This is a genomic window from Deltaproteobacteria bacterium, from assembly GCA_016235345.1.
Classification (GTDB): domain Bacteria; phylum Desulfobacterota; class Desulfobacteria; order Desulfobacterales; family Desulfatibacillaceae; genus JACRLG01.
In genome coordinates, this window is sequence record JACRLG010000029.1 from 31210 (window position 1) to 53044 (window position 21835).

Below are 21835 nucleotides of genomic sequence, written 5' to 3' on the forward strand. Positions count from 1 at the left end.
GGAAGCGGCAGTCACCGAGTGGGTCGGTGACTGCCGCATTTTTATTGGGGGTGATTCAGAAAAACGGGTCAAAGGTTCCGACAAGCTGGAAAGCTGGCTCGTCGCGGATGATTTTGATACGGGCCAGGGAATGTTTGGCCAGATACCGGTTGGTCAGGTCCGCAAAATCCACGATAAAAACTCGATTTTCCTTCCCTTCCCCTTTTGGACGCATACCTCGCCCGATTCTCTGAAAATGCCGAATCTGTGACATCCAACCGCCTGCCAGGACAATCGCCGAAAGGGCCGGGATGTCGACACCCTCGTCGGTGATCGTCGAACTCACCAAAATGTCGAGGTTGCCGTTCTGGATGTCTGCAAGGGCCTTCTGGCGGGTTTCGATGTCTTTTTTCCCGTGGATGTAAGTCGAGCGGAATCCGCCATCAATAAACGCTTTCTGTAAAATCTCCCCGTGACGAATTTCATTCACCAAAACCAGAACCTGACACCCTTTCCGAACCAAGTCGGCGGTTTCGGCTATAATCAGGGCGTTGCGGTGAGGGTTTTCAACGACGCCGTCGCGGTAGGCACTCTGCCACGTCATTGACCGTTTCATGGCGGCTTGGGTTTCAGATACCCGAACGAACTTGATGAAGGGTTGCGCCAACAATCCCCGGTCGATCAATTCCTGCAAAGTGATTCGGAAGATCACCCCGCCTGTAACGGCCATGAGCTGCATATCCTCGATCTCGCCCTTCATCATCGGGGTGGCGGTCAAACCAATCCGATAAAAAGCGTCACAGGCATTACAGACGGCCTGGAATGATGCAGTGTCTCCGTGGTGCGCTTCGTCGATGATGAGCATGTCGACGTTATTAAGAAGGTGAAGGACGGCGGGGTCTTTTTTTGCAAGTCGCCCGGAAAGGGTCTGGATCATCCCGATGTTTGCAGGCTTCATCAGCGGGGATTCTCCGTCACCGAAAATGGCGGCCTCGATCCCAGTGGATTCCCGGAGCGACTTTTCGGTCTGGTATAGAAGCTCCTGCTTGTGGGTCAGTAAGAGGGTCTTCAACCCTTTGGTGCGGATCGCCCAGTTCATGGCGGCAACGGCGATCTTGGTCTTACCCGATCCAGTGGGGGCCTGGACGATTCCGCGAGTGCTGTCGAAAATGGCCTGGACTGCGGCGATTTGATAATCACGAAGGACCGTCCCGATCAGGCTTTTCTCGATAACAGCATCGGGCGGGGCCGGGGCGGTGTTTGAGTGGTTCCGAATGTCACGCACGGGGACTGAAAACTTCTTCTTCGCCAGGGCGGTCTGGACGTGGGGGGACAAGCCCGGCAGGGAAGGTCCAGCCGGGGCCGGTGAGGAAGCACTTTTTTCCGTCCCATCTTCCGGCTTTATATAATGGTGAATATTTGGCGCCTGGAACTGCGAAGGTGAGGCTCTTTCTTACTGTGTCGTAAACGAGCCTATCACCAGTTGTCAGGCTCGCTGTTTTGTTCTGGAAAGTGATTTCATTCATTTCCTACCTTTCTGGTGTGAATTTGCTTGGAAAAGACCTGTCGGGGATAATGGGATTCAATTCTCTGTATTTTTTGGGTTGGAGGACAAAGGGGATGCCTCCGGCGGGAACTACCGACAAGGATTGCCTGTAAACCTGACCCCAGCCTTTGAACTGGACCCTAAAGTGGGTGCGGGCGGGGAACTTTTCAGGTCAATTTCCTTGAAAACCAAACAATCAGCACAGCAATCCTTAAGGGTTCAATTTCTCAGGTCACCAAGGGGCAGTCTCGAATGTCGATTGTTAAGGCGGGCGGCTGTTGCAGGATCACGTTGGAGTTTTAATGGCTCTTGGTTGTCTGAGCGGGGGGCGTTACCATCCACTATCCCATTTAATATATTGCGTACGACGGTGCAAAGCCCCCGGCCCATCTCGAACCCATTGATTAATAACATTTATACATGGGTGTAATCCCTGCTTTATCAAGTAGTTCCAAGTCTGCAGATTCCTTTTTAGATCTGTTCTTATTGGCCAGCCAATCAGACACGTGCCATTTTTGAACTTCATCATATTGGCTACGGACAGGATCATATTGTATCACTGCTGTCCGGTTAAGAAATCAAAAAAATGGGCCTGAATCATCGAATTGTGTTATAGTGAGTTCACGACAACGCACTGAACACAAAGGAGATTCAGACCCATGGCGCACCATAGCACAATCCTTTCGCAACTGCTACAACTTGTTGACAGACATGATTTTCGCCAAATCGAGCAAGCCGGGTTCGCCCCGAAGCGCAAGTACCGCACCCTTTCCAGGTGGAGCCAGTTCGTCGCAATGATGTTCGCCCAACTCGGCAACCGCCAGAGCCTGCGGGACATCGAAGGGCATTTCGACGCCCATTCGGCGAGGCTTTATCACGCAGGCGCAGGCGCGGTCCGTCGTTCGACGCTGGCCGACGCCAACAACGACCGCCCGGCTGAGTATTTCCAGGCCATTTTCGACCGCACCTACGCGCGATGCGCCGCCGTGGCCCCCAAAAAGCGGTTCCACTTCAAAAACAAGCTCTATTCATTCGATTCCACCGTGATCGACCTGTGCCTCAGCGTCTTTCCCTGGGCGTCTTTTCGCAGCACCAAGGGCGGCATCAAGGCCCACACCTTGCTGGACCACGACGGCCTGATCCCGGCCTTCGTCGAAGTCTCGGACGCCAAAACAAGCGACATCGAAATCGCGCGCACGCTTTGCCTGCCGCCAGGCTCAATCGTGGCGGTCGACCGCGCCTACACCGACTTCAAATAGTTTGCGCAGATGGAAAAAAACCACTGTTTTTTCGTCACCCGCCTGAAACGCAACGTCAGTTACCGGATCGTCGAACGCCGCGCCGTCCGCAAAGAAACGGGCCTTACGAGCGATCAGACGATCATGCTGGACGGTCCGAAATCGGGGGACTGCCCGATCCCCCTTCGCCGCGTGGGCTATCGCGATCCGCAGACCGGCAAACACTATGTTTTCCTGACCAACATCTTCCACCTCTGCGCCAAGACCGTGGCGGACATTTACAAGCAACGCTGGCAGGTGGAGCTTTTTTCAAGTGGATCAAGCAGAACTTGCGCATAAAGAGCTTTCTCGGAACCAGCAAAAACGCGGTTCTGACGCAAATCTGGATCGCGATGATCACGGTCCTGCTCCTGGCCTTCTACAAATGGCGCGCCAAACTCGGACAGTCCATCACCGAGATCTTCAAGTTGCTGCAACTGACCCTGTTCGAACGCCGGAATCTTTATGAACTTTTCGAACCGCCGCCGACTCGACAAACCATGGCAACTTGTGGCCAATTATCTTTTGATTTCAACAACTTTTAACCGGACAGCAGTGACCTCGAAACCATTGTATAACACGCTTGCTGCGGAGACAGCGTCAACGCATCAATCATTTAGATAGCAACTTTTCTTTTGTATGCTGAATAATAGTCGATATAAGGTCAGCAATCATAATTAAGCCTTTGCTGCCACCTGCAATAAGCCCTGCAGTGATGACTATATCAGCAGTATAATAAAAGCAGCGTTGGAAAGCAGTTACTGTAAGTTTAGGTGTATCTATAAGTAGAAGGCTTCCAAGTGTCCGAACACCCACGGCACTAACAGCCAAGGCCATAAACAGCGAAAGATATAACCTCATTTTGCTTTTCTTGGCCCGCCAAGTAGCCAAGTTCATAGACGAGTCACTAAGTTTGTTGAGCCGTTCGGTATCTTCAGGCTTATCTTTTAGTGCCTTCCGAGCGCTGTTTTCTTCTGCCGATGCTTTGTCGATATCATCATCGAACCATATTGAGCCTATAACAGCTGTAGTGCGCTCGACGAAAGCTGTAATCACGATGAGTGCTCCAACTAGCTTAGTTGCTACGTCAAATATGTTTTCTGCGAATGGTATGCCAATCAACATGTTATATCCAGCCAGTGCGGCCAAAGTTACAAATATGATAAAGCCAATTGCGTCTCGCCAATTCAGCTTCATATACCCCTCCATTCGTTAAGAGTAAAATCAAATGCGATGATTTCCGAGAAGATGTGGTCGTGCAGATCAGAAGCAAGCATCGTAACATTTTCACCAACACGCAGGCGTGTTGATACATCTACAACATCAGCCGTTCCAGGTAGTTTTTCGTTTTTTTCAAAACGAAGTTTTCAGCCTCTTGCTCTCCTCCATTACGTAACTTGATTTCGGTGAGAAGGGATAAGAGGTTTGCAAGACCCTTAAGCATGACATTCTCCCAGGATAGCGACCCTCCGGCCTCAAGGTCCACGCAAGGCTGATCTGCCGGCTGTAACGAGCCTTCCAAGAACTTAGACAACTCTGCCTGTAGCGACCATCAATGTGATCGGAATCCATCAGCCTTGCCTCGCGCAGGGGCGATTCGAGAAAGGCACCTATACAAATTAAGCTGAAAAGGGCTCAACCCTCGTTACTCCACATGAATGCCCCGTTGTGCGGCAGCCTGGAGGCGATATGACAGCTCCTGGCCAGATTGGCGCCGGCAAAGGCTGCGTCTTTGGCCAGAACGTGTGTACGTGCAAAACGTCGCCTTCTGGGACTGGGGCTCCCTCTCAAATCATGACGGTTGCTTCTCTGAAGTCTCCTTTCCGGCAGGTGCAGCCTCCAATAGTTTCGCCAAAAACAGTACTTGCAGGATGGATAAGCCCCGAGGCCTGTATGATGAAGTGAGCCTTATCGATATATTACGGGGCAACTTCGATTTCCATGTGCCCAGGCATGGAAGCGGGCTCAACACTTGACTTCCTCCGGCTGCCAACAAGCCCACGGAAATATTTTCCGCTCCCGGTAATATGGGGCATTCTTTTCGCTTAACCCCGCACAATCTCTATTTAACAATTATCAAATTCTTTTTTACCAATTCCTCTATAGGGAATTGTTTACCACCTGTAACAATTACGTCGACACTCCTGGGCGGCTTATCTAGGTTCCAAAGGTAATTCATTATTTTTCCCGAGCGATCACAAACGCATCCATGGGTCCAGTCCCCTGCTCTTTCCTTTCCATGAAGGTAGTACCCGTGATCGGTGCCGCTTTGCGGATTCAGTCTGGCGCGGATACTTCCCCATTCTAATCGGGGATACCCGGTAGTGCCATTACAATTGGCTATTTCCTCAGGCAAGTTTTGTATGCCATAGTAAGGTTTGAGGGCACCTTCATTATCACACACGGCAGTACCTTCATCGCCTCGAATATCGAGATGAATACGATAGTTGCCATCATCAAGCGGGTGGTTGCCGTTTCCGCCTGAAAATGCGGTAACCGTATGAACGACCTTTGTTCCGTTAAAAAGAGTTAGGTCACCAATTAATGCACTTTCGGAGTTCGCTCCTGTTTTATGAAATGTAATTTTTAATGCCATCTTCTAACTCCTTTGCCGCGCCCAGTTGTTAGGGCACAAGTTGTTTGTTCATGCGGACTTTTGGTTAGGGTCGGAGAGCCCTCTATGCAGGCCTGCCAGGGACTCAGAAAGCCGACTTTTCGTTACCAGCCTCTCTTAATTCCGGTGCTCCATGGTGCTTATGATCCAGACATGTCCGGCACCGACAGTGAATGCCTTCATGTCGCCCATCCCCCATATTGATTCGCCCTGGTTGTTATCGTGCCTACGTTTGATCGTGGCTGCGACCACGATCGACAGCTCCCTTCGCTGTATATGCCTTGGCGATGCTCAACTATGTAAGGCCCGCCTCGTAAGGTATTTGGGTGAAGGAAATTTCAGCGTTTTCCATCATGCGGAATAGGTGGGAAGGCTCATCCCGCCCGGCCCCTCCTATGCCAGGATATGTTATGCCTCTATCTGGCTTCAATCTTGATTCCAATCCAGTTCCCAATTTTTAACCTCCATGATGACGTCGCCTGAGGCCTCAGCTTTTTCACCTTCATCCCGGGCCAGCGGCGGCGCCTCCCATCGTATGGTAACTGCAACCGAGGTCGTGGGGATGTGCGCTTTGATCACGCCCTGAAAGAGCTTGTGGGACTCATTCGCGGGCACGCTCCGATTCGTTCCCAGGGCCCGGCTCATGTACTGGTCCCGCGTGACGTCCGGACGGGCTTGTCCCGATTCAGTGCCCATGGCGATGGGATGGGTGTCCCTGTCCAGGCGGGAGTATACGATGTTGACCCTGATAGTTTTTTCGGACTCGATCCCACGCTGGCCTTGCAGCAAAGGGCTCCAGAGGTGGACCCCTTTGTCGGGCTCGCCCGGGGGCTGCATGAAGGGCATGCTGAAGGCCTTTCCCAGCCGGTCTCCCAAGTCCCTTGCGGTGAGGTCCTCGGGCCCGGCGGCCGCCCATTGCGTAAGCGAGCAGGAGACCTCTCCGTTGATCATGGGGGCGTGGGGCAGCCGCTTGAGGCCTTCGGGCATGCTCGCGGCCGTATGGGTCACCTTGACGTTCTTGAACTCGGCCCACGCAGAATAGGCGCTCTCCATGAGAAAGCAGGGGTTGATGTCCGAGTCGCCGTCGTGGTCGATATCCCTGTAGTTGCGAAGGGTGCGAAGCCGCACCCGGTAGTTGAAGGCTGCGTCCAGAAGAAAGGTGAGCCTGAGGACGAAAAGGGGCTTTTTCCCGAACCCCGTGCCGGACGCCGCCGGCGCCTCGGGCTTCGCTTCCATGAAGCTTGCGCCGATGACGCTCCCGAAGTAGTTATTGGGGGCCTCCCGCGTGTCCAGGACCAGGTCGCCCTTGTAGCCATCCACGCCCTTGATGAGGGTGTAAATTTGGCGGATCTTGCGCGGCTCCCTGCCATCGGCGGCCAGCTTTTGCCCTCCGCCCTTCGTTGCCGGAAAAAGTTCGGCGCAGGCGGATCTAAGGCCCTTTTCCAGATCCTCAAGCTTGACCTCGGGCTTTTCGCCAGCTTGGTCCTGGGTGTCGACCTGTGTTTGCCGCCAGTACTGGAAGGCCGAAACGAGATCCTTCCAGGGCTCGTCCTTGCCATCTCCTGGCCCTGGGGCTGGGGCCTTTCCCCCGGTATTTTTTTCCCCAATCCACCCATCCCTGGGGTGCTCCTCCACCTCGATGATGAAGCGATCGTTGACGAAGCTTTCAAGCCCTCCACCGGCGGCAGCCTCCTCGTCGGGCTCCACCAGGAAGTGGCAATGCCCCATGTAGGCATGGCGCTTGATGGAGGCCTCCGCGAGAAAAGCCATGCTGTCCGACCCAATGAGGGCCGTGGGCACCGTCACGTCGCTTTTTCGCAAAACCCGGCTCACGCCTTCCAGCCTGGGCGGGAGGCCACTGTCGCCGCCCTCCATCGAGCGCTTGATAATGTCGTCGATATGGTTCTTGAAATATTCGGTCACGTCATCGTGCCTGGAGTCTTCCGTCCATCCCTTCAGGGAGTGGTAGTCGGCAGGAAAAAGCTCCACGTTGGTGTTGTCCGGCCTTTCCACGGATTGGGAAGGAGTGCTTTGGGCCACGAGGTTCACGTGCACGGGCGCGCTGGGGGGCAGCCGGGAAGGCAGGAGGTAAAACTCTTCCCTGGTGTTGGTCGTGGGGTCCTTTATCACCCACTCGGGGTTATGGTGCAGGATTTTCACCCGCATGTCCCTTTCCTCTGCCTCGGCTGATGGGATCAGTCGGGCGGCTTTTTCGTCCCAGGCCGGGTAGAAGTTCGCCTGCTCCAGGATATCCTCGCCCGAGCGTCCCAGCACTGTTTGGGGCATGATCTGGAACTCGTTATCGTAGGTCTCGTCGTCCAGGATATCGATGAGGAATCGTTGCTTCGACTCTCCCAGGAAGGAGGTGAAGGTGAAGCGGTCCATGTCCACCTTGGGCTGGGAGGCCTCATCCTTGCGGCCACTTTCCAACGCGTGCATTCCCGCCTCGTCCTTTGCGCGCTTCCGCGCCACGTCCTCGACGAGCTTTCCGATCTGCAGGCTGTAAAGCCGGCTGCTGTAGCTGGGTTTCAGGTAACCGTCACCCACCAAGTCCTCGCCGTGGAAGAGGTGGAGGGCAAAGCCCTTGGCCCGGGAAAACCAGGTGATGTCCTTGGCCAGAATGGCGGCCACGGCCTGTCGGGCCGGCCCGGGATCCCCTTGGCCGCCCAGAGCCCTGAAGCGGAGGTGCCTGGCGGTATTGAGCCGCATGGGATAGTCGTCGTCGAGTCTTTTGTTTCTTATGCGCTGGGCGAGCCTTTCGCGAAAGCGGTCCTTGCGCAGCTCCCCCACATTTTCCTCGTCGTCCTCCACCATGGCGAGGAAGTAGTAGGCAAGCCGCTGGGCCACTTCCCGGCGCAGGGTCCTGGCCTTTTCCTGCCACTGAACGGCATCCAGGGCTGAAAGTCCACACTCTGAGCCTGGAGCCTTGTCTCGACCGGTGATTTCCATTCCAGGGGGCATGCCCCCCCGGCAGAGCGCTTCCAGCACCTTGAGGCAGAAGCATGCGAAGTCATAGACGGTGCGGTCGTCGGACAGGGCCTTGCGCAGCTTGCCCTGGCCCAGGGCCAGGGGCCGGAAGGCCAAGGGAACGGTGAAGAGCAGCGTGGACCTGTTCTCCTCCGATGCCATGCCCATGTGCCCGGCCGGTTTCCAGCAGAACGGGGCATGGGGCCCCAGGAGCTTCGAAAACCTTTCCGGGTCCTTTTCCGGGTTCTGCTCCTCAGCTTTCCCTGGCTCCGGCTTTTTCTCGAACCATGTGAAGCCCTTGCAAAAGGAGCCTTTGTCAAGGAAGGCCTTGGCCTCGGCATGGGCGATCTTCCTGACCTGGTTGTCCTCGCCGAGGAGAGGGGCGGTCCAGTCCGCCTGGTCCAGCCCTCCGGGCAAGGTGACCAGCGAGCTATTTTTGTCCACCACCGCGGGAAAAAGATCGCCGACGGCCACGGTTCTTGCGCCCGTCACCTCGGAGCTTCGGGCGATGAAGAGGCCGACCCGCACTATGTTCGCGGTCTTCCCAATCTCCCCGGGCCCGATGGGGACTTTCCCGAGGCTGTTTTCCGTTTCGGTGCTCCAATTCTCCGTGTTTAAGGTGAACTTGAAATGAAACTTTTCGTCCCAGTGGCTGTTGGCGGTGGCGTCTTTAAGCTTGCCGATGAATCCTTCGTAGCCTGACTGTGTACCCTCGGGAGCGGGCTCCAGGAGACCGGCCAGGGCCGCCAAGTCCACGCGGCCGTCCATGGTCTTGTACCGCCGCTTGGAAAGGCGAAGGGAGCCCAGGAGGCTGGGGTTTTCGTCCGAGCTCCAGGACTGTGCGTCCACCTTGTTCAAGGTGTTGTCGAAGTTCCATTCCTCCAGGACGAGCTCCAGGGCAGAGTTCGCGCCCTCCGGAAACATGGCCATGAGAGTCTCGTAGGCCTCCCTCAGCCGCGTGACTCCGGCCGTGTCCTCCTGGTCGGCAGCCGTGTCCTTTGCCCGGCCCTGCTCCACGGCCTTCAGGCACAGCTCGAAGTACTCCTTCTGGAAGTGCAGGCAAAGCTCCTCCTGGCCGTCCCCGGCGGCCTTGAGGGAGAAGATGGCCATGGTGAAGCGTTTGCCTACCTCCGGCGTCTCTCCGCTGGTCTCGGGAGGCAGGGGGTTGCCGTGGGCTGCGGCGGGGTGGGGGACCGGGTTGTAGAAGGGAAGCTTATGGTGGTCGAAGCCCCGGACCAGCATGCGGACCCCGGTCTGATGGTCCAGAAACAGGGAGAAATACCAGGGGGTGGAGGCACGCCGGTGCACCGCGTAGCGCCACTTTTCGTTCTTTACAAGCTCCTGGCGCTGGTCCTCCCGGCTTGCCGAGGACTCCAGGCCGAACTCGTGGGTGAAGTCGTAACGGAACCGGATTGTGCTCGTATCTGCGGACTCGCACGTATTCGCCAGAAGATGGCCCTTCTGGGTGAGCCTATACCACGAGGCCTGCTCTTCAGTTTCTTTGTGCATCCACAGCCAGGCCTTGTTGAAGTTGATGAAGTCGGTCCAGAGGATCGAGACATCCGGGTCTGAGCTGCTTCGATCGAATGTAAGGGAGATGGTGTCCGAGAGGTGCTCGGTGGACCGGAAAAAATCGAGGATCATGGCCTTTTTGAGAGCGATCACCGCGGCGGGCTCGTCCTTCTCCCCGCTTTGGGCCAGGATCAGGTTGAAATCCATGTCCGCGCCATCCTGGACCTTGGGCTTGAGAACCAAAAAGGCCAGGGCGCCGGCCGGAAGCCCAGCGCGCCGGAGGGCCGCGGCCGCCCCGATTTCGCCTCCCCCTGTCCCGTCGCCTCCCTCTCCCGTGGCCGGGGTTGTGCTTTGCAGGGAGGAAAGCCAGTTGGACACTGCCTGGAGCGAGGAACTTTCCTGTTTATCACCGTGCAGGAGGCCCCGGCCTTCCCCCATGGCCGTTAGCTTGGCCTTACCCAGGGATAGCATGTTCACCTCGGTCACCTTCTTTTCCGGCTTAGGCGCCGGCTCCGCTGTGCCCTGGGCCGGCTTCGGGGGCTCCGCCATCCACAGAAAGGCCTTGTCAAAGGCCTGGGTTCGGGTTTCGGCCTTCAGGAAGTCTTCGAAATAGCGCGCCATTCTCTTGGCTTCAACTGCGTCCTGGCCGTCGGTCACCAAGCGGAGGAAAAAGCCTGTCTGGCCGTTATTGAGAAAGGGCTCGGGGGTGGGCGCCGGGGCCTCGCCTTCACCCGTCCTTTTACCCCTCTCGGGAGGGGCCACCGCCTGGTGGATGATTGTCACCTCCACCTTGAGGCCCAGCCGGACCATGTTCTTGAAGTCGCCCTTGCCCCACGTGCCCGGGAGGAGCTCGGAGCGGCGCAGGCTTTGCCTCTGGGGCGTGGGCACGCCCAGCACCGGATGGCCTTCGCGCGTGTCCAGGTGGGCAGGGGTGAACTTCCCCATCCGCCACAGAGGCGACTCCAGGCGCCCATCCTCCTCCAGGGCGTCCAGGATGGACTCCGGCACCTGGAAGGCCTTGTTGTCGCTTCCCTCGGGCTTTTCCGGCGCGTCGCCATAGGGCTGGGCATAGGCCAGCTTGGGCTGGTAACAGACCGGGCCCGCGCCTTCAGCCTCCGATTCAAGCTTTGTCTCTACCTGGAAACGCTTCTTGGACTCCGGGGAGTATTGGAGGTATTTTTCGCAAGCCTCCCAGTAGGTTTTAAGGCTCCGGCAAAGCCAGTCGTTCTCCTTCGGATGAGTCTCCCTGGAAAGGATAATTTGTTTTGTATTGATGGAAATTTTCAGTGAAAGATTATCCCCATCGAGGATATTCTTGAGATCCGATCCTCTCCATCCCAGGGTCAGGCCCAGGAGCGAAACGGCGGGCACCCATTGGGCATCGTCGCCCTTTTCCCCGGAGTGCGCCTCGGGGATCCGGAGTATCTTTCCGTCATCATAGAGGGAGGTGCCGTCTTTCACGGGCCACAGGAGCCGCTCCCCGAAGAAGAAGAGGTTCCGGAGGCCCAGGATTCTGGAGTCCGTCTTTAGCAGTTCCTTCGCATGGGAATCTTCGGTGGGCTTGGGGATGCGCCCGAGCTGTGCCGCCAAGCCCTCCCACATCACCCGGGCATAGGGCTTGTCCTTGTTTTCGTCGAAGAGCTCCCGAGCGTGGCCTGTCATCTCCTTGGACCCGTACTCCACGCGCTCGGGCAGGAGCCGCTCCATCTCTTGGCCGTCCACCGGCCATTTCGGAATGCTGATGGAGTGCTTCTCGTTTATCAGCCACCTGGCGATGCTCAGGACGTTTCCTGCGTCGTCCATGTCACCGGTGCCGTCGATGTCCCCCACGTCGTCGAAGTTCCATTTATCATCCAGCCCTGCCGAGTTTCGGATATCCAAGGTTTCGCACACGTATCTGAGGGCCGTCAATAGGTTCCCTTCCACGCCGTCTGGAAAGCCTTTGTCCAGGTGCAGGCGCAGGAGGGCCCGGGCCCAGTGCAGCAGCTCCAAAAGCTGCAGGCGGGTGTAGACGCGTTTGGCTGGCTCCGAATCCCAGGTCCAGGGCCCGATCCCATCGGTTTCCGATGAGAAGCGGAAGGGCTTGACCAGCCTGAGGTTGTTGTCGATCCAGAACTTGGCCCATTGGCCGGGGTCGGGGGAGAATGCCATGTCGCCGACCGTGCGGTTCACTGTTTTTTCCCCCGCGGAGGAGCTGAGCGTGGCCGTGATCTCCGTGTCCGGGGCCAGGGGCACGGGGACCCAGAGGTTGTGCTCTCCGTTGGGTTCCGCGCTCCAGTCCGGGGGGGCCTCCCCCTCGTTCTTGCCGGGCACCGGGGCCACCTCGTAGATCCACGCTGACTGATTCTGGAAATAGTCCCAGGGCCAGGGCGAGCGATTGTCGTCAGCGAGAAAAGGCACTACGGTCAGGTGTACATGGAGATCTTCCGGCGTGCTTTTTGCCAGGGCTGGCTCTCCTTTGGCGTTCTTGAAGCCGGCCAGGAGGATCTCCGGGCACAGAATCTCCGGGTTGATGAACACGATCCTGCCGTTTCCCATGATAAAACCCCATTCCTTGGCGTTGGTTTGACAACCCTGGATTCGCGCCGGGTAGTGAAGCTCCCCGCCTTACCGGCTGATGGCGAGCTGTTTTCTCACGGGCACTGAAACGCTGCCCTCCACCGTAAAGGTGTAGTGGAACCAACCCTTTCCGATGGTGACCGAGGCGTAGTAGTTGGCGGCCATGGTGGCCTCAGCCAAAAACCGCATGGGCGCGCCGCGCTTCCAGGAAAGACTGGCTTTCGTCACGAACTGAAGCTCCACGAGAAACCGGGCCGAGATGACCCAGACGTCGATGCCTCCCTCGCCGTAGGCGTAGATGCCCAAGGCTACCGTCAGGTCCACCTTATCGATGGCCTCGGAGAACGTTTTGTCCAGGGATAGTGTTATGGAGCCTTCCATGACCGCCATGACGCCGATGCCCGCCCGGACCCAGGCCACGCTGTTTCCGGCCGCGAAGCCTAGGCCCGCATATAGGGCGATTCCCCCACCGAGTTGAAGGGATTTGTCGGCCCCCTGGGAGAACTTGGATACGTAAAAGCCGAACTTGCTCTCGTAGCCGCTGGCCATCACGCTGAAGCTGCGGGTCATCTGGTACATCCCGTTGGCCCACCACGGAAACCCGAAGCCCATGAGGAAGTCCAGACTGCCCGGGGTGAAGGAGAAGGTGAGCCATCCTGCCTGAAAGCCCGGCGCGAGCATATCGAGCTTGGGCATGGGGATGTCCAGGTAGAACTTGTCGTCCTTGCGGTTCCGGCCCGGGATGAAAGCCATGGTGATAGTGTCGCCATCGAAGGCCTTTTCGATCCAATTGGCGGACAGGCTGATCCCGTAGAAATGGTCCTGGTGCAGGACCAAGCGCCCGCTTTCGATTATGGAGGTGCCCAGGGTGAAGCTGATGCCGAAGAGCCAGTCCTTTTCTCCGGTCAGGGCGGCCTTGACCTTCTTACAGTCCTTGTCCACGAGGCCCGGTTTTGGCGGGGAGGCGTGGGGATCGCCCATGATGGCATTGTCGGCGTCCTCCTTGGCCTTGCGGGAGGTACCGCTCATGAGCAGGCACGTGAGGATACTGGGATCCACCTCCATGTTGTAGGCCACCAGAATCCAGTCCACCCGAAGCAATTTTGAAAGGTCTTTGGAAAAGTTCAGGTAGGCCAGGACCCCCGAGCCTCCCCCTTTCCGGTGCAGGAACAGAAGGTAACCGCCCTTTTTGTTCCGGCCGCCGATGAGGTCCATTCCCAGAAGGGAGAGGCGGAAGTCATTCACCAGGAGGACCGTGTACTCCTCTTCATTATTCAGAGAGCTCTTGTATCCAGGCTCGAAGGTGAGGCTTTCGAAGCTGAAGGTGAGAATGCCGAAGAGATCGAAGCGGAAGCGCTTGATCTCCACCGCGCCCAGGGCCACGCAGGGGGTTATCTCCGGATCGCCGGCCGTGAGCTTGACGCGCGCGCCGATGAGGGCGGAGAGGGAGAGGCTTCCCACGCTCACCGCGCCCAGGGCGGGCAGCTTGCCGAAGGATACGTCGAAGACCATGTAGGGAAGCGAGTAATCGCCCCCGGCCAGGGAGGGGATCTCAAAGCCGCTGAGCAGCACGGGAAAGCGATCGGCGAGGTCCTGGACCGCCGTCAAGAGGCCCTCTGCGTTCTCCTTGATCCGCAGAAAGCCCATGGACTTGAGCCGTAGATCCAGGAACTCCAGGCAGAGCTCTAGCGGCCGCCCAAGCTTGAACTCGATGGAGTCGAAGTCGAACTCCAGGGACCGCTGGGTCCCCATGGCCATGTCGTTCTTGCCCTTGGAAGAGGGGAGCATCAGGCGGAAGGACTTGAAGAGGATCTTCGTCTCTCCGTTGCCGGACGGCCCCTGGAACTTCAGGTCAGGCACATTGAGGCGGGACGCCTCGATGGCCCGCAGGATGAGGTCCGCGTCTATCTCCAGGGTGGCGCGGCCATGTCTTCTGCCGGCCCGGAAAGAGCGTACGGCCACCTCTTTGATGAAGAGCACTTCTATGGGCAGCTTGAGTGCCTGGTCGAACACCACCCCGAACTCCAGCTCGGACGAGGAGCCGTCGGCGGCCTGCCGGACCTTGCCGAAGATGGTGATGCTCGAGAACCTGTCTTTTCGGTGTCCCCACAGCCGGTCGATGTCCAGACGGAGCTCGATCAGGGTGCGGGTGGGCACCAGCCGGGTGTTCCGGATCCAGGCCTCGAACTTGACCAGGGAAAGGCCCGCATCCCGCCCAGCAACGGGCGTCAAATTCGCGTCTCCATCTTCGGATGGGGCTTCCTGGAAGACGGTGGCCATGATGTCCAGCTTGTCGGCGAGGCGGCCGCTCTTGGGTTTGTCGATCCTGACCCCCCAGCCTGCGAGGGCCACGTACTTGACCCGGATGAAGCGGAGGCCGCAGAGATCCGAGGTCATGGGGTCCGAGGAGAGGTCCGCCAGGGGGTTTAAGATGATGAGCCCCAGCCATCCGGGCTTTTTCACCTCCTCGTCCACGAAGCGCTCCAACCAAGCGTCCACAAGCTTTTTCGGCCAGGCGTCATTACCGGGCTCGAAGTCGACCTTGTCCTTCAAGGCACTGCTCCAAAGTCCCAGGGGATCGGGGAAGTCGGGCAGGCGGGCGTAGCGTTGGTGGAGTTCCAGGAGGATCTCGGACAGGCGGATGGACTTGCTGCGCTTCAGGATGACCGTGGTCTCGCCGTTGTCCAGGTTCAGGTCCCAGGCCTTCTCATCCATGAGGGAGCAAAGCTCCAGGCGCTCGCTCATGAACTTTTGGATGTCCTTTATGCATCCGGCAAAGGCGGGGGAGTACACCGCCTGGAAGCGGCTGCTCACCGCCACGTAGGGCGGGTCTGGGTTGGCCAGGGATTTCAGGAGATGGCCTGCGTCCCTGGCGAACCCTTTTTCTTCCTTAACCACGCCGATGGCTTGTGCCAGGAGGTCGAGGTTGACGGGGCCGAAGCCGGGGATCTCCCGCAGGTTCACGACCTTTTCCAAAAGGTCGGGCGTATAGCCCATCTGTCCCAAGTGCCCGCGCAGGGCTTCGAACTGGGCCGTCATCTTCTTGTACGTATCCCCCAGAGGTGGAAACTGAGTCGCGAGTTCACTGTAATCTCCTTCCCAGCACTTTGCCAGCCGCTGCAGGCTCTCGTCCCAGCCCATGGGGACCGTGATCTTGAGCTCGGAGGCCAAGGCCTTCACCCTTTGGTCGAACTCGGCCTGGATGGACTTGGCCAGGAGCTTTTTCGCCACGTTGGCTATCCCGCTGTTGTCCCCGGCCATGGATAGAATGAAGTCCGCTATGCGGACGTACATGTTCATGTCAAAGCCGGCCGCCAGGGCCGCACAATCGCAGAAGTCCTTCCACAAGTGGTTTTCAGCTCCGGCTCCTTCCAGCCTGGCGGATTGGATCCACTTTTCGCTGAAGAGCAGCAACGCTTTATCATCGCTAAAGATTGTCTTGGCGTCCTCTATGAACTTGTTCCACTCGTCGGTGTTTTTAAAGCAGAGGGCGACGGCCTTCTCGCCCATGAGAAGCACACCCTCTACAACCTCCTGCATGAGGGATGTGAAGGGAAGGACCTCGGCCTCGGCCTTGGTAAACCCTTTTCTCTCCGCGGCCCCCAGGGCCCGGCTCACCGCCGTTGCCAGGAACCGGAAATCGAGCTTTCCGCTGGGCTTCTGGAAGTTTTTCCGCAGATCGTTCCACTCATCTTGGAACTTCTCCGGTGTCCAGGAAAGGATCTCCAAATAAAGATCCTTCCATTGATTTTTGATGTTGCTCTCGGTTACGGCACCCAGCTTTTTTCGTACTTCGTCGACCACTCCCAAAAGCACCCGAGCCGCACGGTAGACTCGCAGGCAAGGCTCGGTTTTCCGTTCCAGGTCGCAAAGGCTATCCATGACCTGATTACGAAAGGATGCATAAAAGAGCTGGAGGTCCTGAGGGGTGCCGGCCCAATTAAGAATCTCCAGGAACTCCTGGCCCCCGTCAGGAACCCAGGCCCGCTTCCAAAGGGCCCCCACGTCGGCCATGGCCTTCTCCAGAAGGTCCCTGGGCGTCTCGACGCCGACAAGCCTGGCGGCCTCTTTTGAGCCGGACTCGAAGCCGAAGGAGTAGTTGGCCCTTTCCATCTTCATGGCCATGGGCTGGGGCTTGGTGTCAACAAAGCCGCCTTGAAGCCCCGTTAGCCGCCCCAGGATGGTCTGGGGTTTTGGCTCTATGGACCCGGACTCGGATTTGGATTCCTCCTTGATGTGATTGAGCCGAAATCCAGCCAGGTGCTTCTGGTTATGGCTTACGGTTTGGGTGAATCTCTTAAGGAAGCCTTCATCCAGCCCTTTGTACCATATGTCCAGCGCATTTCCGGCTTTAGCGACCAATTCATCGCGCCCCATGGCGTCCGGCGACAGAAGCCAGGAGGCCGAGGCCCGGGCGTCCATGGCGGGAAGCTCCAGGGGTTCGATGACGGCCGCTGTTTTCCTGGTGAGTGTGCGGGTTCCCACGGCCTTGGTGGAGCCTTGGCCGGCCAGCGCGACCGCGAGATCCTTTTCGCTGGGCAGAAAGTCCTCTTCCAGGTAGGGAAATGCGATTTTACAGTCATCCTGGCCGACGATCTTGAGGCCAAGACGCTGGTGGGCTACGTCCGCCGGTGGGCGAAGTATTTGGTCGATCACGAAAATGCTGGTTTTGTCCGCCGCGGTGGCGAGGACGAATTCCGTCTGGAGAAAAGCATTGGAGGCGATTCCATGGATCTCCCGTGGGAAATTAGATTCCGGCTCAAGAACGAGGATTCCCTGGGAGTTCACCCAGTCGCGCGTTTCCCTACTGTGGACATGACTTTTCTTTTCAACCTTGATTTTCCTTATCGTTACCGGGAGGTTTCCGTTCTCTCCCTGAACATCCAGAATAATCCCAGGTGAGGAGGGCTTTTCTGGTCTGTATCGCAAGTCGAATTTCTTATCTGTATCGTTTGCGGTTAAGCACAGGGGCAAGGAGTTTTCGTCTTTCAGAGCGTGGATCAGAAGTCCGGGCGGGTTATTCTCGTCCCTCGGCACCCAGGCACGGGAGAGCGTTATTTTATTCCCATTGGGTTGGAACCGGCTTTCTAACTCCCCGTTGATCAGGGTGTGGTTGAACAGGATAAGTCCCGGGTACTTATTGCCAGCCCGATCGCAACTGTTCCCCCTGAAAATTTCTGGAGTAATATTCAGCGAGTGGCCTCGGGGAAAAAAACGCATGAGTCCGCACCCGGAGTTTCCCCAGTCGAATCGCACTCTGTAAAGCCACAACTTCTGAATGGCCAGCGTGTAAATCGCCTGGGCTCTGATTACGAGTTGTGCATCAAACTGGTCCGAACCAGACTTCTCTATGTTTGGTCCTGGAACTTGGTCCCGGAGAATCTGCCAGGCGCGCCCGGTGGCATCTGAACCTGCAACCCCACCACTAAAAAAAAGACCGATCTTGAAATCGTCTTTTGAATAACTGCCTGTGACCCAAGAGAAGCCAGGTCCATGGAGGTTATTAGGTAGTTGATTTATGGCGACATTTTTTACCTGCAGATGTGTTACCTGGAATACAACAGTGTGTTCTTCGACGACCTGGGGCGTGGCCTCGATAGAAATAAAATCCTTGCCCCAAACCTGTCTTCCTCCTGGCAAGCTTAGGCTTAACTGAATTGAATTGTTATCCGCAGGGCTCGCCAGCACTATTCTTTGGTCCCCGGGATACCCTTCCAGAGTAGCCTTGAAGGAGATTGGGCATTCGACTTTGAACAAGCCATCGGCAAAGCCGTTCGTGGTTAGGATTAGCTTACCGTCCTGGAGGCTTAACCGTAGGCTGTCTTCAAAGTGGTGGCTTATACCGGAGGGATCAGGCTTGAAGGCCAGCTTTTTACCGAATAGATTTATTGTTATACTCATGACGTCTCTTTCCACTCGCTGCTTTTAATGTTAAACTATCTTCGCGACAGCCTGTAGATGTCAGGGAATCCCGGCAGAGGCGAGCGCCCCAGGCCCTCCACCTCCAGAACCGTGAAAGGAGTCATTTTTGCAAGATCGGCGGAGTGGATGAAAGCCCTCCCGCCTTCCGGGATCGCTCCTTTGATATGCACACGCCCGGACCGCGAGTCGATTTCCACGATTTGACTGGCCGTTTTGTCATCGCTCACTACTTCCAGATATACGCCTTCCAGGGTCCGGACGCCGGTGATGTTCTCTTTCACTGCTGGGCTCTTGAACCGATAATGATCCCACGAGTACACGCTTGCCGCCATCTGCCCGAGGAGTATCCAGAAATTTTTAGGCTGGATGATTGGGCTCTGCAACGCTCCTACCTCCGGCAAGGCTGAAACTCCCTCTTCCTCAACCCACTTCAAGTCTGTATCCTTGTAGCAAAGGCCGGGCTCCCTGATCGCCACCTTGGTTTGCCGGCCGCCCTCCTCAAAGACCATGGATCGCAGGTCAAATGCGGGCAGTACGAGCGGATCATTCTTGTAGCTGTCGTACAAGCGGTAGAGGCGATAAAAGGACTCATAGGAAATAAATAATTCACCGCCCTGGGCACCACCAGCTTTAGTGTCCCCGTAGGTAGCCAGGCAGACGTCGGGGTGCTTCTTTAAAGACATGGTGGTCTCTGCGAAAACGGCATTGGGTGCTCCGGGGTCTCCAGGCCAGAGGATGTTCAGGACGATGACATTGGAGCCGCCAGCGGCCAAGAGGCCATTGCTGTCCTTTGCGCAGTTCCGCCCCGGAGGTGATTTGAGGATTAACTGACGGATAACGGGGTCGACCCGGCCAAATATCCGAGCGGCCTCCCAGTCCCTCAGGGACCAGGATGACTCAGGCCAAACGGTGGAACCCCAGAAAACAGAGTTTCGTTCGAGAGTGACCCGTTCGTCGAACCCCCACTGGTTAGCTTCCATGGAATAGTCGCGATTCGCGAACCAGGATGAATCTTTACGATTAACGGTGGCGGTCACACATGCCGCGTTGGCGGGGCAAGTCAGGTCTGCGGGCGGATAATCATTACTGTGCGGGATCCCGCCAAAAATTCGTTCGTAAACCCCTCCATTAACGCGGAGACCGGAAAGGTTGAAAAAATTTTCGGAAAAGGTTTTCAAATCCTTGGCCAGTGAGGTCTTTTTATCGCGGGATGATCCTGGCGCACTAAACTCCACCTGAAGCTCCGCTGCATTCATCACATATAGGAGACGCGCCTCCAGATACGCGTGGTGATTGTTAAAGTCATGCGGTGCAGCCGCAAGTGACAGTGCCCCCTGAAATGGACTGAGAAGAGCATTCCAGGCTTTGCTTTCGTTCCCTAATAAACTGTTGGCGGCCCCCCCGCTGAGATCTATGTATAGGTTTTGGTGATCTTTGTTACTGTAATTACCCATATTGGCCGCGAAAAACCTGGCCAGTACGAAGCGTTCCAGGTCGTTGGGCCAGGCGCAGGGCTTCTTGCTCTGGTCTGAATCCGCTGGCTTCTGAGCCTCTGCCGACTCAGCTGGGACGGCAAGATACCTGAGAGGAAGCCGCCAAGTGACGATTCCGGGCGGGAAAGGAGTGTAATTCTCACCGCCTACCGTCTCAGAAAATTCTCCCATTTGCGTGAAATGCAGGACGTCTCCGGGCAGGAGAAGCACACGTTGACCGGTGAAAATCAGCTCATCTAGCTTTTCCAGAACCGCAACAAGCCTGTCAGTTGTGAATGAAAGTCCTTCTTTGGGAGAAATCAAAATATCCAGATCTTTCGGATATGTGAAGCAACCCCTTGGATCCGAGTCCATGGCTCGGCGTATGTTTTCGTAGCCAAGGTCCGGGGGCCTGACGGCCCGTAGGGGAAGCATGGTCTTCATCGTCAGGCCTCCCAGGCCCGTCTCAACAGGTGCTGCGGCCAGCGCCCCTGCACCTTGGACTGTCATGGAGCCATCGAGTGGACGACGAATGCAAGGACTTTGCCCTTCTTTTCCTGATGTCGTTCCCCCTGTCAAAAAGAGCAAAAGAACCAAAACCACGATTCGTTTCATGGCAGAAGTGGCGACCATTTTCAGGCTCCTTGGAAAAGCGTGACGAAGAAGTTTCGTCATCTTCCATTGAATTTTTATTTAAGTCATGTTAAGGGGGAGTATATTCACTGTAGCCTAATAACTGTCAAATTGTCAAGCATTTCATGGTTGACAATTTGGTCCCGCAACCCAAAAGGTACCAAACTGCGCTCAACGCGAAAATTGCTAAAACCCGCTTCCCAGCATGCCAGCGCCCCGTCCTGGGGTTCTGTAACCCGCCTTTTCTTCAAGCCCGAAAGCTACCTGAAAACCGCTTTTCAATGACATGTGATATCAACACGTTATGAATGGCCGGATCTTTATGATTTCATCACTTTTCATAAGGACATCAACCTTGGAATAGTTGCTCGAATGAGGACCAGATTGCGCTGGCCGTGGCGGGCATCTTGGACATCATCAAAGGGGTCCGGGCGTTGGGGCTTCCGGTTCACGTTCGCGGGTGCCGGGGGAACCACGGGCGTCAGAACAAGTACGCCCCGATGGAGAACAACTACGATTTCATCGTCATGCAGATGCTTCGGATGCTGTCCTATTATGAAGACCCGACCGGGACCAGCGTCGAGTACGCCACGACAACGCCTTACCTGAATTTCAAGATCAAGGGCTGGAACATCCATCTGCGGCACGAGGCCCCGGTTCAAACGGAAACGCCTGCGGCCAGGGCAAAGTTCGGGGGCTGGAAAGCGATCCACGACTTCGATGTCATGGTCTACGGACACCGGCATCACCCCGGAAACGGAACCTACCTGGACTGCGACACCGTCATGAACGGCGCTCCGATGGGCATTGACGACCTCGCGGAGTCCATGGGGACGTACTCCAGGCCATCACAGGTCTTGTTCGGGATGTCGCCGGATCAGGGTTTCTCGTTCAAGTACAACGTCTATCTGGATCGGTTCGGGTGCGGGGGTGAATTGCAGTATCTCATCGAGCGGTATCCCGCTCTTTTCAAGGAGTGCATAATGAACTGAGGCCTTGAGTCTCATCCGTTAACGACAAACCCCGTTGTGGCTCATAAATCGGAAAATATGAGCCACAACGGGGTTTTGTTATTAATCGGGCTTCGTTCCGTTCAAGACCGCTTTTGCCGCTTTCAACGCGGCCTTCCGAGCTTCAACGGAGCTGAGAAGGGTCGCAAGCTCTGACCATTTCAGCTCGACCCCGTTGGCTCTTGTTATTTTTCCTAAACACCAAGTCAGGCCCGTCATGGTGACGTAACAATCTCCCAGTTGTTCTTTACCATTCGGGGACCGAACTTCCAATTCAAGGCCGTTCTGCTTGATCTCCATGTTCACTTCAAATGATTTGATCCAGACTTTCATGGCAGTCCTTT

At 56.6% G+C, this 21835-nt stretch carries 8 protein-coding genes and 1 pseudogene; 2 read left to right on the forward strand and 7 right to left on the reverse strand.

Features of this window, described 5'->3' with window-relative positions:
• Positions 1-55 precede the first annotated feature (55 nt).
• Positions 56-1264 carry a DEAD/DEAH box helicase gene (locus HZB23_15455; GenBank protein ID MBI5846054.1) on the reverse strand — a complete coding sequence of 403 codons (1209 nt, stop codon included), beginning with the start codon at positions 1262-1264 and terminating at the stop codon, positions 56-58.
• A gap of 920 nt (positions 1265-2184) precedes the next feature.
• Between HZB23_15455 and HZB23_15460 the strand changes: the two are divergent.
• Positions 2185-3347 (forward strand): annotated as a pseudogene (locus HZB23_15460) (IS4 family transposase).
• 67 nt (positions 3348-3414) lie between these two features.
• Here HZB23_15460 and HZB23_15465 read toward each other — a convergent pair.
• The 5 genes from HZB23_15465 to HZB23_15485 all read right to left on the reverse strand — a co-directional run bounded on the left by HZB23_15465 (position 3415) and on the right by HZB23_15485 (position 20481).
• The gene (locus tag HZB23_15465; protein MBI5846055.1) at positions 3415-3999 is read right to left on the reverse strand and encodes a hypothetical protein; all 585 of its coding nucleotides are present in this window, start codon (positions 3997-3999) and stop codon (positions 3415-3417) included.
• A gap of 865 nt (positions 4000-4864) precedes the next feature.
• Complete coding sequence (locus HZB23_15470) at positions 4865-5398, reverse strand: hypothetical protein (GenBank protein ID MBI5846056.1); 534 nt, start codon at positions 5396-5398, stop codon at positions 4865-4867.
• A gap of 444 nt (positions 5399-5842) precedes the next feature.
• Complete coding sequence (locus HZB23_15475; GenBank protein ID MBI5846057.1) at positions 5843-12433, reverse strand: hypothetical protein; 6591 nt, start codon at positions 12431-12433, stop codon at positions 5843-5845.
• A gap of 69 nt (positions 12434-12502) precedes the next feature.
• The gene (locus HZB23_15480) at positions 12503-17242 is read right to left on the reverse strand and encodes a hypothetical protein (protein ID MBI5846058.1); all 4740 of its coding nucleotides are present in this window, start codon (positions 17240-17242) and stop codon (positions 12503-12505) included.
• A gap of 1148 nt (positions 17243-18390) precedes the next feature.
• Positions 18391-20481, reverse strand: a complete 2091-nt coding sequence (locus HZB23_15485; GenBank protein ID MBI5846059.1) for a hypothetical protein — start codon at positions 20479-20481, stop codon at positions 18391-18393.
• A gap of 407 nt (positions 20482-20888) precedes the next feature.
• On the opposite strand from HZB23_15485, the gene HZB23_15490 reads away from it, so the two are divergent.
• The gene (locus HZB23_15490) at positions 20889-21473 is read left to right on the forward strand and encodes a hypothetical protein (protein ID MBI5846060.1); all 585 of its coding nucleotides are present in this window, start codon (positions 20889-20891) and stop codon (positions 21471-21473) included.
• 81 nt (positions 21474-21554) lie between these two features.
• On the opposite strand, the gene HZB23_15495 is transcribed toward HZB23_15490, so the two are convergent.
• Positions 21555-21824 (reverse strand): hypothetical protein, encoded by a 270-nt coding sequence (locus HZB23_15495; GenBank protein ID MBI5846061.1) that lies wholly within the window; start codon positions 21822-21824, stop codon positions 21555-21557.
• Between the last annotated feature and the right edge of the window lie 11 nt (positions 21825-21835).